The organism is Methylocaldum sp. RMAD-M, from assembly GCF_017832375.1.
Taxonomy (GTDB): domain Bacteria; phylum Pseudomonadota; class Gammaproteobacteria; order Methylococcales; family Methylococcaceae; genus Methylocaldum.
Window position 1 is genome coordinate 39901 of sequence record NZ_JAFIBZ010000025.1, and the last position, 14176, is coordinate 54076.

Below are 14176 nucleotides of genomic sequence, written 5' to 3' on the forward strand. Positions count from 1 at the left end.
CATACGAAAATCCCGTGGTTCCGGATCGGGAGCGTGCCGCTATCCGGCGCAGTCCGTATGTGTCATTTGCCGCAGTGGGAATCGGCGGAAAGATCGTGTGTCGCGGGGGCAATCCCCCCGACCGCCTCGGATAAAACGGCCGGACCATGCGTCTATTGCCTTGGCGGAGCGCCTGGCCGATGCGCGATTCCCGGAACTTTCCGCAGTGGTACATATCTTGCCCGTAACATTTCCGGCCATAGGGGTGGCATTCGCCCGGATTCCGGTCGATCACTTTCGGTCCCGACAGATCCGCAAAAACCGCAAGACACGAGGACATTACGTGGATTCCAAACCCATCATCCGGTTCGGATTACGGCAAAATCCGATTCTGACCGTGCTTCTGCTTATCGGCATCATCGGGACGTTCCCGCAGCAGACGCGGGCTGCGGGCAACGGTTCCAAGCCGCTGATCCTGCAAGCTGCACGGGTATTCGACGGCGTCAATATGAATACCGATTACGCGGTTCTGATCGTCGACGGCAAGGTGGCGGGCGCGGGGCCGTCACGGCAGGTGCGCAATAACGGCGCGCGCATCGTCGATCTTGGCGATGCCACCCTGCTTCCCGGTTTCATCGAGTTGCACGGCCATTTGGCCTTCCAGAACGTGCCGCGCGAAACGGTGCTGCGCCACGGTGTCACCACCGTCCGCGACGTGGGCGGGCCCTTGCTGGCGCCCTCCGGCGGCGACGGGAGGCTACGCCTGTTGACGGCCGGTCCCATCATCACCGTGCCCGGCGGCTATCCCATCCCGGTGTTCGGCCAGCCCGGTCATGGCCATGGGCACGGCGAGGTGGCGGCGCCGGTCGAATCCGTCGAGCAGGCTCGGCAACTCGTGCAACACCTGGTTGCCGGCAGTGCGGCCGTCATCAAGATCGCACTGGAACCCGGCGGCGAAGAGGGCGCGTCCTGGAGCACGGGACATCCGGCGTCGCCGCCGCCGCCCTGGCCGATGCCGTCCCTGGAAATCGTCCGCGCCGTAGTGGAGGAGGCGCATAAGCTGGGCAAACAGGTATCGGCCCACGTGGCGGAACCCAAGGGCGTAGCGCGAGCACTGGCGGCCGGCGTCGACGAGTGGGCCCATGTCCCCTGCGAGCCCATACCCGACGAATTGCTCGACCAGGCCGTTCAACAAGGCGTCAGGATCATCACGACTATCGATACGCTGTCTCATTGCCGCGGGATACACGCGAATGCCGCCAAATTGGCGAGCCTGGGCGCCCAGCTTTACTACGGCGCCGAAATCGCCCATACGGAAATTCCCTGGGGCATCGATGCCCAGGAGCTTCATCTGATGGCGCACCTGACCGGGATGACGCCCCTGGAGGTGTTCCGTACCGCCACGTCCAAAGCGGGAGAAGTCTTGGGTCTCGCTCCGCTCGGCACCCTGAGCGTCGGTGCTCCCGCCGACCTCATCGCGGTCAAGGGTAATGCGCTGGAAAACTTCAAACGCCTGGAATCCCCGGATTGGGTGATGTCGGGAGGAAAAATCGTCGTCAATTACTTCGGCCGGTAATTCGATTCCTCGCCTCCCCCCAACCCGCGGGCCGGGGCGGCTTTTTGGACCGCTTTGCCCGCCGCTTCTGCAGCCAGCGGATCACGCCGGTGACGTACAGCACCGGGCAGGCGAGGCCGGTGAGAAAGATCAGGATGCGGCCGGGCCAGCCGAAGGCTTTGCCTGAATGGAGCGGCCACATCCAGTCCAGAAACGTGTCGCCGGCGGCGGTTCGGGTGTCGGGATCGTGGACCGTCAATATCTCACCGGAATATTGATCCACCGTCACCCGCCGCTCCGACCAAAAACGGCTGAGACCGGGTACGTCCCTTATGCTGATGGTGTAGACACCCGTTTCGCCTTCTGGAAGGCGCAGCCAATTGACCCTTCCCTCGGGATAGCTCCGGCGGACGCTGGCCAGGGCGCGATCCAAACCGATGGGAGAGCGTCCCGCCGCCGGGGATGATTGCGGATTGTCCGTAAAAGACCGGCTGTTCGGCGAAAGCAGTTTGACCGGCACCTTGAAATGATCGGGCAGGTTCATGTACACGCCGGACAGGAGCACCGCCAGCATGATCAAGGCGGTGTAAAAGCCGAAGGTTTGGTGAACATCGTGATTGAGGCGCTCGGGACTGGCAGCCCGCTTGATGGTCAATGCCCGCCGCCATTTGCCGGTCAGCGGCCACCATACGATCAAGCCGGTGAGCACCGAAATGATCGAAATCACGCCCATGATTCCGACGACGACCGCGCCGGTATTACCCGCCAGCAGGGCAAAATGCAACTGGAACATGAAAGGCACGAAGCCGTCCGGAAGCCACCGGCCCCGTTCGATCACGGCCCGTGTTCCGGTCACCTCGGCCGTGTAGGGGTTGACGAAGACATGCCGGAGTTCGGGCGTGGATTCGTTGTCGGTGACAACGCGGTAGAAGAATTGATACGCCCGCCGGTCATGCCGGGGGTAAATGATCGAGCCGATTTGCGCTCGGTCCGGCATCACCGAGCGAGCCGCTTCGACGATGTCGTCCACCGGGCGGAAATGTTCTTGTCCCTCTACCAGATTCGCCAACGCAATGACGCCGGGATTCAGCCAGTCGTCGGTTTCCTCGTAGAAGACGAGAACGCTGCCGGTAATGCCGAAGATCGCGAGACAGAATCCGAGTATCAGCCCCAGCCAGCCGTGGACTTCGAGCCACAATTTTCGGCGCGCCTTGAGCCGCGACAAGCGCGCGGCCCGCCATGCGTCGACGCCATTCGGGGATTGCCGTACGACGCTCATCCATCGATTCATCATTCCTCCCTCATTCGATCAAAATTCCAGCCGAATCGAACCCATCGCGGTCAGCGGGGCGCCCGGATAGATGCCGACACGCGGTGGTGCGCTCTGGAAAGGATCGGTGGATTCGTAATAGGTCTTGTCCAGAAGGTTGCGGATATTGAATTGCGCGATCAGGTTGGCATCGCCGAGTCGGTAGCGATACGCGGCAAAGGCGTCCAGGCGGACGTAACCCGGCAAGACAAAGGTATTGGCATCGTCGCCTTCGCGCTGACCGGCGATGAACACGCCGGCGCCGAAACTCAGGCCGTTCAGCGGCTCGTAGCGGCGGATATCGTACTTGAGCCAGAGACTGCCCGCGTGCTCGGGCACGTTGTTCATCCGGTTGCCCTGACGACCTTCGTTGTCGTTCGTGATACGCGCGTCGGTAAAGGCATAGCTGCCGATGAGGCTGAGTTCGTCGGTGATCTGTCCGGACACATCCAGCTCGATGCCCTGGCTGCGCGCTTCGCCGATCGGGGCGACGGCATTCGGGTTCGGGCTGCTGAAGTCCCGCGTCAGGATGTTTTCTTTGGTCAGATGATAATAGGCCAGCGTAGCCGTCAAGCGCTGGTCGAAAAGCTCGGTTTTGACACCGGCCTCGAATTGTTCGCCGATTTCCGGATCGACCGTGGCGCCGCTGGCGGTAATGCCGTTGTTTGCGCCGAATGAAGTGGTCCAGTTGCCGTAAACGCTCAGCCAGTACCAGGGCTGATAAAGAATGCCGACCCGGGGGCTGAAGGCTTCGTCCTTACGCGACGGCAGATTGGCTTCGGCGGCGCTGAACGAGTCGCCGAGCCCGCGACCGGTCTCTGCCCAGTCATAGCGCCCGCCTCCCAGGACGTGGAGCGTGTCCCAGAGCGTGATGTGATCCTGGAAATACACGCCGTACCACTCATCCCTGAAATAGGAATGATTGCTTCCCGCCGGAAAAGGCGTTGCCAGAGCATTCGCATAAAACGAACGGTCGATGCCGTAGACCGGATTGTAAATGTCGATTTCCAGGCCCGGTACGGGGTTCATGAAATCCCCTCGGGTCAGATAGGTGCCCGTCGATCGCAGGAAGTCGAAACCGACCAAGGTTTGGTGTTTAGTTCCCCAAAGCTCCAAATTCCCGGTCAGATCGAGGTTGGTGGTATAGGTTTCGGATTCAGCGGCTTGAGAAAAGATATTGCGGAGATAGGTACGGTTGCCGGTGCCGGGATCCAGGAACTGTTGAACGGTAAAGGCATTCGCCGGTTTCACGGACAAATTGCTGTCTTCGTTAAACGAAGCCAAGAAGCGGTTACGTAAAGTCCAGGTTTCGTTAAAGGCATGGCTTAAAGTAAAGCCGAGATTGACCCTCGACAAGGTATCGATCGGGTCGTCGGGATCGATAAAGGAGCGGCTGATGGGAATAGGTGCCGGGCGGTCGCCGATGGCGAACAATCCCCGATCGGCCTGGTATTCCTGATACAAAGCTTCGACTTCCAGGGTCATTTCCGTGGCATCAGTCGGTCGCCAAGTCACGGAAGGCTGCACCAGGATCCGGTCGTTGAAATTGAAATCGCGGAACGATTCGTTGTTCTGATAAGCGCCGGCAAAGCGGTAGCTCCAGGACCGGTCCTCGGTAATCGCTCCGGTCGCGTCCCACTCCGTCCGATAGAAATCGTAAGAGCCGAAACGCTGTTCTAATGAATAATAGGGCGTATTCTCGGGACGTTTGGTCACGACGTTGATCATCCCGCCCGGTTCGATGCGGCCGAATAAAATGGCCGCGGGGCCTTTCAATACCTCGACGCTTTGCAAATTGGCCGTATCAAACTCAGGCGCTTCCCCGACGGAAATGCCGCCCGCGACAAGGCCGTTACGAAATACGCGCTGGTTCTTGAAGCCTCGGATAAGGAAGCCGTGGCCACGGCCCAAACTGGTTTGGGGGCGCACACCGCTGACGTTTTCCAATGCATCCTTTATGCGCGTGGTTTGTTGATCCTGCATGACCGCGCGGGGTACTACCTGTATCGACACCGGCGTGTCCATGATCGGCGTGTCGGTCTTGGTGGCGGAGAAACTGCGGGTTACGGTGTAGCTGCCCCGATCTGTTTCTTCCAGCGCCTCGTCTTTCACCATAACGGGGGACAGATGCACTTCCTGGTTGTCAGCCATGGCCGGACGGATCGGCTCCCGAGCCCGTTCCAGCGTGACGGCCCTAGCCCCGGTATGACGATAGACGAGGCCGGTTCCGGCAAGGAGCTTTCTCAGGGCTTCAGACGGCGGATAGCGTCCGGCGACGCCGGGGGAACGCGCGCCCTTCGCGAGCTCCGCCGGGAAGCCGACCTGCCAGTCTGTGACGGCTATGAATTCGTTCAGCGCGTCTTCCAACGGCTGGGCGGGAATCGAAAACGGCATCGCCTGCTCGCTCCGGGCGGCAGCTTCGGCAGCCGAGGCTCGCGGGGAGAAGGACAATGGCGGAAAAGTCAGCGTGATGCCAATGGCGACTCGAGTGAGCGTCCGTGAGAGGATGACGGTGGACTGATGATTTGTTGTTCTTGTCATGAATGCTCCCAATGCCGGTGTCGTATGCCTGATTCAGGCTCTGGTTACCGAGACGTTTTAGGGGGTGGGAGCACACACCTCGCGACGAAAGAATTTTCATCGCGCATTCAGCGTCTTTGTCGGCAAAGGATTGCCGACCTACATTTTGGGCCGGGATAAGCCGCCGTAGGTCGCGAATCCCTTCGCGACATTGCGCCGCTCGACCCGCGGCTTGCGTCTTGATTTCCAAGACGGTATCTATAGTTTCGGCGACCTTGAAATGGGCGATTGCAACCTACGGTCATTTCACGGGCTACGGCAAGCGAAACGCGTTTCCGGCATACCCAGGGGCACGCCGATTAACGCTCTAACGCACTACCGTCAGATAGGGCGAGACGGTCGTGACGCGGGCGCCGGCGATGTCCGCGAGGGCACGGACCACGGCGGCGGTGTCGTCGAGCTTGTAGTTGCCGGTGACGCGGGTCTCCGCAAGCCTCCCGCTGGCGATGACGATGACGCCGGGATGATAGCGGTCGATTTCATTCAATACGTACGCCAAGGATTGATCCTTAAAAATCAGCCGCTTGTTGAGCCAGGCGAAGGCGCGTCCTGGGTCGATGGTCTCCGGCGGCGTGACCGTTTCCTTTGAGATCGATACGCGCTGCCCCGCCGTTACCTTAACGCTTGCGCCTTTCTCGTTGCCGCAGGCGACGATGCCGCTGTCGACGACGACCGAGGTTGTCTCCCCGGCCAGAACCGCGAACCGGGTGCCCACCACCCGCACGGTCGCGTTGCCGGTGCTGACGATGAAAGGCCGTGCGCTGTCGGGCCGGACCTCGAAATAGGCCTCGCCGGCCAGAAGGCGAACGCCGCGCCTATCGTTGTTGAAATCGAGCGCCAGGGCGGAATCGGTATTCAGGACGACGGTGGAACCGTCCGCCAGCGCGATGCGGCGCTGTTCGCCGGCTACCGTAGTGTAATCGGCGCGCCAGCGGTCGATGAGCCCGGATGCAGCCGCAATCCAGCCGGCCAGCAGCAGGACGGAGGCGGCCGAGGCCCAACGGCGGGCCGTTCGCCGCCGGCTTCGGGCGACGACCGGCGGGACCGCGGCGGGAAATCTTGCCAGCGCCTCGGATAAAGCCGGGGAATTCCACAGCTTCTCCACGCGGGCGTAGGCCTCGGTATTTTCGGGCTTGGCTGCATGCCAGGCCAGGAAGGCTTCCCGCTCGGCCGCGCCGGTTTCGCTGTCCCGCAGCCGCGCGAACCATGTCAGCGCCTCGGCTAGCGGCGTGCCGGGCGCCTTGGGATCGTCGTCGCCGTTGGAAGTCATGAAGAGGATAGGGTCCGCGTGAAATGGAGGCGTTATAGGATAAGACGTTCGGGGCGTGCCGGAACACACTGGCGTCAGAAGATATCGTCTCCCAAAACGGATACGAGATGAGCCAGCGCCGCATGGACATTTTTTTCCACGGCGCTGCGGGACAGGCCGATATGGCTGGCTATGCGTTCGTAAGGCCAGTGATGGAGCTTGTGCAGTATCAGAATTTGCCGCCGACGCTCGGATAGGCCAGCCAAGGCTTCGAACAGCCTTTCGACATCCTGCTGCGTTGCGGCATGCTGCTCCGGTGTCGGAGCCGAAGCCGGAATTTCGGCAACGATCTCCGGATCGGCTTCCGGACAATCCGTCCGGCTGCGGACCTTCGCCTTGCGCAAATGATCGAGAGCCAGATTGCGCGCGGTTTGGTAAAGAAAGGCTTTCAGGTAGGTGACGTGTTGGCTCTCCGCCGCGCCCATCACGCGCACATAAGCTTCCTGTGCCAGATCCTCGGCAGTCTGCCGGCAGCCCACCATACGGAACAGAGTGTGAACGAGCGTTTCCCGGTGATCCAGGAACAAATCGCTGACGCAGGCGGAAGAATGGTCCATTGACGGCGGACGGGGTTACGGCTGGTTTTTGTTATTTCGGACTTGAGCGAGGCCACTTTCTCGTGGTGGCAAAGAGCTCAAGCAATACAAATGCCATGGGAAGCGGGCCGGAAACCTTGCGGTTGGGCGATACATGAACCGGATTGCTGTGTGAATTGCCGCACCTGGTGTGGCATAGCTCGGGTAGCCGGCTTGGCGGGCAAGATAAGACGCGAATTTTGAAATGATCTCTACTGCCACGAGACGTCGAGAAACGCCTTACCCTGATCTACGATCTTTGCCTGCCGCTCCTGCAACCAGCGGATTAAGCCGAACACGAGCACCGCCGACAGGGTCAGACAGTATTAGAGTCGAACGTCTGCTGTAATCGGCGTCGGGTTTATTAATCAGGCCCGTAAATACCCTCCTGGTATTTCGGGCCGCCGCCCAGGCCCGGTACACGCCCGGCCTGGGCTCACGCGGCTTGTCGCCGCGCCGGGGCATCCCTGCCCCGGATTAACCCGGCCTATATTTATAGGCCGGGTTAATAAAAGGGCTTTGTCCGGGACGACATACCCGGTTTCTCGTGTCCCGGTTTCGATACTAATGTCACTCTTTCGTGCGGCATTATGATTCTGTTAGGCTTAGCGTGCCCTGTGTTGTTTACGGCATGGGGTAGGACATGTCGATTCCGATGAATAGCACCTAAGGAGGCAAAAATGAAGACGAAGATCATTCCATTGATGGGCGCGTTGGTTTTGACTGCGAGCGGGATGGCTTACGCCTGGGACGCGCATACGGACCAGGCCATCGAGCACGCGGCGCAGGCCCTGGCCCACGGCCAGGATAATCATGCGCCACAGGCGACCCAGCATGCCGAAGAAGCGCTCACCCATGCCAAGGCCGCCGAGAAGTATCACGATGAAGCGACTAAGCACGTGAAAGAGGCGATCAACCACCTCAATCAGGCGGTCGAGCACGGCAAGATGGGACACGCCGATATCGCCGCCCAGCATTCCGACGAAGCGTTGAAGCATCTAAAAATGGCAAGATAAGAACTTTCGCTTCAATGCAAGCGGGCAGGTGCGCATTCTCTGTCCGCTTTTTTTGTCCCTACACCTTCAAAAGCGGCATTTGGCGAGAACGGCGAGCGCCGCTCGACCTTTACCTCAGAACAGCCCTCTCCTGAGGGGGTTACGCTCGAAGACTCATAGCAAACTGGAAAGCGTTCCAGCCGTTCCCCTTGCGCATCATGGATCGGTTCTCTCGAATTGCGTGTGTTCCCGCACAACTGGGTGACAGCCCTCAATTCCTTCCCGAAGAACAGGGCGACCAAGCCACACGATGCTTGGCCAGCAAGGCTTCCGGCGTTTGGCACCAATTTTGTAATCACTTTTGGTGCATAACCTCAACTTGTACTGTGGCGGATGATTGAACGAGTGCCAGGTATTCCCCGGCATCGCTCTCCCATCCGCCGTTTTTTTGCATGGGTTGGGTATGCCCGAGTTCGAATCGGGAGCCGACGACTCGCGAATCGAGCCGATTCCATCGCGACTGATGCAAATTGAGCTCTCCTCGAACTGGCGGCCGTTGCGAGCGGAACGATGAGAGAAAGACGCTTTGCCGTTGCTCTTGCGCCGTTGCAGCGCTTCCGGCAGGGAAGGAATCAAAATGCATCCGTCCTGGCTGTTCAATCAATACTAAAGGAGGCCTTATGCAAAGAATCGATACGCTATTCGCTCTGAGGAGACTGGCCGCAGCCGGTGCGCTTGTGCTTGCCGCTTCGGTCTGCTCGATCGCTCATGCGGAAGCGCCTTATAAAGTCGAAGGAAAAGCGGTGGACAAAGCGACTTTCAATGGGTGGAAACTCTACAAGCGCCAACGCTGCGAGACTTGCCATGGACCGACCGCGGAAGGAGGGGCCGCTTTTCCCAATCTGGTGACCGGCTTGAAGAACATGAGCACGGAAGATTTCAAAGCGACCGTGCTCAACGGACGCAACAACATGCCGGCTTTTAGCGGCAACAAGGCGGTGGTCGACGGGATCGACGGCCTGTACGCTTACCTGAAGGGCCGCTCGGACGGGGCGATCCCCGTCGGCGAACTACAGGAAATGCCGTAGGCTGAAAACCGCCACGAGGCCGGGGAGCCCGATGGCAGACCGGCCTCGATCCGTCCGGCCGCGTTCGCCGTCGAGACAAAACCGCTGCCGTTCATGGATTCGTTACTCCCCGAGATCTTCGGCATTCGCCGTCAGGGCGGCCACCGGTGTTCCGACGAGTCTCACCCGCTGCTGCGCCACATCGGTCCAGGCTACGTAAATCTCATCGCCCGCCTGCGCCAGGCTGATATGGCGGCTCGGCCAACGCGGGAATCCTCCGCGGTACAGGCTTGTACGACCTAACAGGGTGCCGTCTGGCCGCAGCCGGGCCATCCACAGTTCTTCGTCTGGACCCGCCCGTCCCCGCCAAGCCGCGATAGCCGAACCATCCTCCAACAGCAGCGTGTCGACGTAGCCGTTCGCATCGGCGCCAAGCTCGACGGGTTCGCCGAAATGCGCGCCCTGGTTGGCTGAAAACGCCGCTTTTACCCGCCCCACGCCGTCCGCTGCGGTGAACCAGGCGACCACCGTCCGTCCATCTTGCGAAGCCACGGCGGGGCCGTTGCTCGGACAACCCTCGATGGCCCACCGGTCGGCATGCACGATTCCATTCGAACGGATGCCGCCCGAGCTCCAGCGAATTAGGGCGATATCCCGGAGCTCGCCTGCGAGATGATCGCGGTAAGTCGTCGATAGCGTGTTCCCATCGGTTACCGTCCGGGTCTCGCAACAGGAGCAGACGTCGGGATCGAGCGTCGTTTCGGCGCTCGCGCGTCCGTCGGCGCCGATCAGCGTGGCCATAAGGCGATAACGATCCGGATGCCGCCGGTCGGTCCACACCAGCGCGAATCCACCATTTTCCAGGGGAGCGGCGGACATTTGGGCATCGTAGATGCGAGCGGCGGCGGGGTAGGGGCGTTGCGGTTTGCTCCACTGGCGCCCGCCGTCCTTGGATATCGAGACATGAATGTCGGCCGCGTAGCGATCCTTCGCCCGGTCCTGATAGGTCATCCATACCGCGGCCAATGCGCCACCCTTCAGTCCGACCACGAGCGGCGGCGCGGCGAACTTGTAGCGGCCCGCGACGACCGTATGCGGCGCGGCCCAGATTCCGCGCTCGCGAACGGCGAAACGGAAGCGGCTCGATTGCTCGTCGCCTTCCACCCAGCTCAACAAAAGCCGCTCTCGGTCGAGTTGAGTCAGATGGTGTTGGCGGCTGCCCTGCGCCGCTGGAGTATCGATTTCGCGCACGAGCGTTTCCGACCCCATCGAGGGGGCTACGGCAAAAGAAGCCAGCCACAACACCCCCGCAAAAAAACGTGAAAAGAACGAATGCTTCGTTTTCATGGTGACTTCCTTGAGTCTTGCGCTAATTCGTCCGGCCATGGCTTACATGGCACACTCGGAACTTGGGCATGCTGCAACGGTTCGGCCGGAGTTGGAGGAGGTGGAATATCTTTTCGAAGCCATATCCTGCTCGATTCCACGTGTGGGGAATAAAGACAAGTCGCTGAAAACCGGACAAATCCACAGAGTGGTCGCGGCCACCCTTTCCCCTGAGCACTCCCAAGCGCTCGGAAAGGCTGACCGCTAGTCGGCACAAAAATAGAAACAAACTTCGCGCCAGATATTATCTCATCGTTATTTCAATGGCTTAGGGAAGGACTGGGTTTTAGAAGGGCGGGCCATTAACGCATTTGCCGCACTGCGCCGAGTGAAATGCCGCACGGTCCATGCGACAAAATGTCACCTTGAATCAATGGGTTAGGTTTAATAGGATAACCCCATCTCGTAGCAGCTATTGGTTCTCCTCCGAGGCCAACCGTACGAGTGCGTGAGATCTCCTCATTCGATCGGGATGCCGTTCAGTCGACATCCCGTTTTTTATTCCCTGCCATAACCCGAGTCACGACACTCCGATTGCAGCACTCGTAGCAGGGCGCAAATTCCTTATCCCGTAAGCAACGGACATACGGGCTATTTCATGATCATAGCCGCGAAAGATCGGCTTGCCTGTCGCGGCTATGATCTCCGGGGTCGGGATCGTCCGGCCGTTCCTAACGGGCAGAGGAAGCGGCTGCCGAACGGCCCGTCGACATCTGTCTGAGTCTCGGCGGAAAAAGAAAGATCTGCTTCAAAACTCCACCCGCACCGAGCCCAGCACCGTAAACGGCGAGGCAGGAACGACCGCGAGCCTGGGCGCGACATTCACGAACGGATCGGTCGACTCGTAATAGGCTTTGTCGAGCAGGTTGCGCAGGTTCAGTTGCGCGGTCACGCGGGACGGGCCCATGGTCCAGCGGTAAGCGGCGGCGGCGTCGAGCCGCACATAGCCTGGCATCTTGAACGTGTTCTCGTTGTCTCCGTCGCGCTGACCGGCCGCGAACACCCCGACCCCCAGTGAAAATCCGTTGGACGCATCGAATCCGTTGATGTCGTATTTGAGCCACAGGCTTCCGGAGTTGTAGGGCACATTCGGCATGCGATTGCCCTGGTTGTCCGAGTTATCCTTGGTGATCTCGGCGTCCGTGTAGGCGTAGTTGCCGATCAGGCTGACGTAATCCGTGATCCTTCCGGAAATGTCCAGTTCCATGCCTTTGCTCCGCGCCTCGCCGATGGTGTCGCTATCGGTCGGGTCGGCCGTACTGAGGTCGGGGGTGAGAATGTTTTTCTTGTTGATGTTGTAGAAGGCAAGAGTCGCGGTCATCCGGCCGTCGAAGAATTCGGTCTTGACGCCGGCTTCGTACTGCTCGCCGGTTTCCGGCGTTACATTCCCGAAGCCCGGTATATTGTTGTTCGATCCGAACGATTCCGCCCAGTTGCCGTAGATGCTCAACCAGGACCAAGGCTGGTAGAGAATGCCCACCCGCGGGCTGAACTCGTCATCCTTTCGGTTCCGTCGGGCGTCGTCCGCCGCGGAATAGGAAGTGTCCGAATAGCCGCGTCCGATCGTCGCCCAATCGTAGCGACCACCGCCCATAATGTGGAGTTTTTCCCAGAGCACGATGTGGTCCTGAAAGTAGACGCCGAACCATTGTTCCTCGGCGCGAGAGTAGAGCGGGAACGCCAGGCGGTCCTTGTCGAACAGGGCGGCGTCTATGTTGTAGCTGGGGTTGAAAATATCGATGGCGAGCGCCGGATCGCCCGCAAAATAGTCGCCGCGAGCATGATACTTTTCCGAGTTCTGGTAATAATCGAAGCCTACCAGGACTTCATGTTCGGTGTCCCACAGGTCCAGTTTTCCGGTGAGATCCAGGTTGGTGGCGTAGACGTCCTGGTCCGACCGCTGGTGAAACAGGTTGCGGTCCAGCGTGCGGTTGTCGCTGCGCAGGGCCGAAGCGTCGAACTGGGGTGAAGGCGTGATGTCCAGATTGTCGGCATGGTAATACCGCGCCAGAAAGCGGTTGCGCAAGGTCCAGTCCTCGTTGAAGCGGTGGGTGAGATTGAAACCGACGTAGACGTTGGAGATGTTGTCGACGGGATCGTCCGGGTCGTCCAGCGCTCGGCGAATCGGAATGGGTGCCGGGCGTTTCCCGATGACGGGGATGCCGTAGTCGATTTCCCGATCCTCGTTGAAACCTTCCACCTCGATCGAGATTTCGGTGGCGTCGCTGATCCGCCAGGTCAGGCTCGGGTTGACCTGAATCCGATTCATGGTGTGGAACTCCCGAAACGAGTCGCTGTCCTGATAAGCGCCGGTAAAACGGTAGAGCAGCGCTCCATCCTGGGTCACCGGCCCGGTTGCGTCCCAGAGGGTGCGGTAAAAATCGAAGTTGCCGAACTGCTGCTCCAGAGAATAATAAGCCTGGTCCAACGGCTTCTTGGTGGTCAGGTTGATCAGGCCGCCCGGCTGAATGCGGCCATAGAGCACCCCGGCGGGGCCTTTGAGCACTTCCAGGGACTGCAGGTTGGCGGTATCGAAGCTGGTGAAGCCCACCCTCAGTCCGTTCCGGTATTGGTTAAAGTCCTGAAAACCGCGGATGATGAAGCCGTTGAATACGCCCAAGGAAGGTTGCGGGCGCACGCTGCTCACGTTTTCGAGCGCTTCCTTTAAATCGGGGGTTTTCTGATCGTCCATCACCGCTCGCGGGACCGCCTGCACCGACACGGGTGTGTCCATGATCGGCGTATCGGTCTTGGTGGCGGTGGAGGTGCGGGTTACGGTATAGCTTTGGCCGTCCTCCTCGGTCACCACCTCACCTTTCACCATGATCGGGGACAGTTGCACTTCTTGCCTATCGACCGCGGGCGCGGGCTTTTCGGCTCGGGCGAGGGTGACCGTGCCGCCAGGCGTCACGCTGTAGGTCAGCGGCGTGCCGGCCAACAGCCGGTCTAGCGCTATTTCGGGCGGGTACTCGCCTTTGAGTCCTCCTGTTTTCAAGCCTTCCATCATTTCGCTGCCGTACAGAAGCGGCCGTCCGCTCTGTTTGCCGAATGCGAGCAAAGCGCTGTTCAAAGGCTGCGGAGGAATGTCGAAACGGGTATTTTCCGCGGCACCGGCAGTGAAGGCGGACAGTAAGGGCAGGCCGAACACCAGCACGCGGCATTGGTTGCGGGGCCGATCGTTCCTGAGTCGGGACGGCTGGGACATGCGGTTTTTCTCCTGATCTTCTTGCTTTTTTTCGGCGGGCAAAATAGTCGGCCCACGAGAGCTATGACGGAGTCGGAGAAAAAAACCACATGGCGTAACCGACGGTGGATTTTACGCTGGGTCCCAAACTCCGGTTCGGGACCTATGTCGAGAAATTCCGGCTTCCCGATTTGGAACCCAGAGCATTTGCATATCTACTGTACGGGCACTCGCGCG

Annotated in this window: 9 protein-coding genes; 3 read left to right on the forward strand and 6 right to left on the reverse strand. The window is 60.0% G+C overall.

Annotation, left to right across the window (positions count from 1 at the left end; translation table 11 throughout):
• The first annotated feature begins 322 nt into the window (after nucleotides 1-322).
• The gene (locus JOD69_RS18940; protein WP_240506905.1) at nucleotides 323-1555 is read left to right on the forward strand and encodes an amidohydrolase family protein; all 1233 of its coding nucleotides are present in this window, start codon (nucleotides 323-325) and stop codon (nucleotides 1553-1555) included.
• Here the strand turns inward: JOD69_RS18940 and JOD69_RS18945 are convergent.
• The 4 genes from JOD69_RS18945 to JOD69_RS18960 all read right to left on the reverse strand — a co-directional run bounded on the left by JOD69_RS18945 (nucleotide 1536) and on the right by JOD69_RS18960 (nucleotide 7289).
• Entirely contained in the window at nucleotides 1536-2828 is a 1293-nt protein-coding gene (locus tag JOD69_RS18945; RefSeq protein ID WP_086133897.1) for a PepSY-associated TM helix domain-containing protein, read from the reverse strand. The two genes, JOD69_RS18940 and JOD69_RS18945, sit on opposite strands and share 20 nt — an antisense overlap.
• A 15-nt stretch (nucleotides 2829-2843) precedes the next feature.
• Entirely contained in the window at nucleotides 2844-5384 is a 2541-nt protein-coding gene (locus JOD69_RS18950) for a TonB-dependent receptor (RefSeq protein WP_086133898.1), read from the reverse strand.
• A gap of 346 nt (nucleotides 5385-5730) precedes the next feature.
• On the reverse strand, nucleotides 5731-6693 hold the full coding sequence (locus JOD69_RS18955) for a FecR family protein (RefSeq protein WP_086133899.1): 963 nt from the start codon (nucleotides 6691-6693) through the stop codon (nucleotides 5731-5733).
• A gap of 74 nt (nucleotides 6694-6767) precedes the next feature.
• Nucleotides 6768-7289, reverse strand: a complete 522-nt coding sequence (locus tag JOD69_RS18960; RefSeq protein ID WP_077732121.1) for a sigma-70 family RNA polymerase sigma factor — start codon at nucleotides 7287-7289, stop codon at nucleotides 6768-6770.
• Between the two features lie 698 nt (nucleotides 7290-7987).
• Between JOD69_RS18960 and smbP the strand changes: the two genes are divergently transcribed.
• On the forward strand, nucleotides 7988-8323 hold the full coding sequence (smbP, locus tag JOD69_RS18965; protein ID WP_077732122.1) for a small metal-binding protein SmbP: 336 nt from the start codon (nucleotides 7988-7990) through the stop codon (nucleotides 8321-8323).
• A 659-nt stretch (nucleotides 8324-8982) separates the two neighbouring features.
• Complete coding sequence (locus tag JOD69_RS18970; protein ID WP_086133900.1) at nucleotides 8983-9390, forward strand: cytochrome c; 408 nt, start codon at nucleotides 8983-8985, stop codon at nucleotides 9388-9390.
• Nucleotides 9391-9492: 102 nt separating this feature from the next.
• On the opposite strand, the gene JOD69_RS18975 is transcribed toward JOD69_RS18970, so the two are convergent.
• Both JOD69_RS18975 and JOD69_RS18980 read right to left on the reverse strand, forming a co-directional pair.
• Complete coding sequence (locus JOD69_RS18975) at nucleotides 9493-10716, reverse strand: exo-alpha-sialidase (RefSeq protein WP_205781024.1); 1224 nt, start codon at nucleotides 10714-10716, stop codon at nucleotides 9493-9495.
• Nucleotides 10717-11503: 787 nt separating this feature from the next.
• A complete protein-coding gene (locus JOD69_RS18980) occupies nucleotides 11504-13960 on the reverse strand; it encodes a TonB-dependent receptor (RefSeq protein WP_086133901.1) in 2457 nt (818 codons plus the stop codon).
• Nucleotides 13961-14176: the final 216 nt, after the last annotated feature.

Bases quoted from the DNA above. Each gene is read 5' to 3' on its own strand.
- JOD69_RS18950 (WP_086133898.1), bottom strand. From the start codon at position 5,384: ATGACAAGAACAACAAATCATCAGTCCACCGTCATCCTCTCACGGACG.
- JOD69_RS18975 (WP_205781024.1), bottom strand. From the start codon at position 10,716: ATGAAAACGAAGCATTCGTTCTTTTCACGTTTTTTTGCGGGGGTGTTG.
- smbP (WP_077732122.1), top strand. From the start codon at position 7,988: ATGAAGACGAAGATCATTCCATTGATGGGCGCGTTGGTTTTGACTGCG.
- JOD69_RS18970 (WP_086133900.1), top strand. From the start codon at position 8,983: ATGCAAAGAATCGATACGCTATTCGCTCTGAGGAGACTGGCCGCAGCC.
- JOD69_RS18960 (WP_077732121.1), bottom strand. From the start codon at position 7,289: ATGGACCATTCTTCCGCCTGCGTCAGCGATTTGTTCCTGGATCACCGG.
- JOD69_RS18955 (WP_086133899.1), bottom strand. From the start codon at position 6,693: ATGACTTCCAACGGCGACGACGATCCCAAGGCGCCCGGCACGCCGCTA.
- JOD69_RS18945 (WP_086133897.1), bottom strand. From the start codon at position 2,828: ATGATGAATCGATGGATGAGCGTCGTACGGCAATCCCCGAATGGCGTC.
- JOD69_RS18980 (WP_086133901.1), bottom strand. From the start codon at position 13,960: ATGTCCCAGCCGTCCCGACTCAGGAACGATCGGCCCCGCAACCAATGC.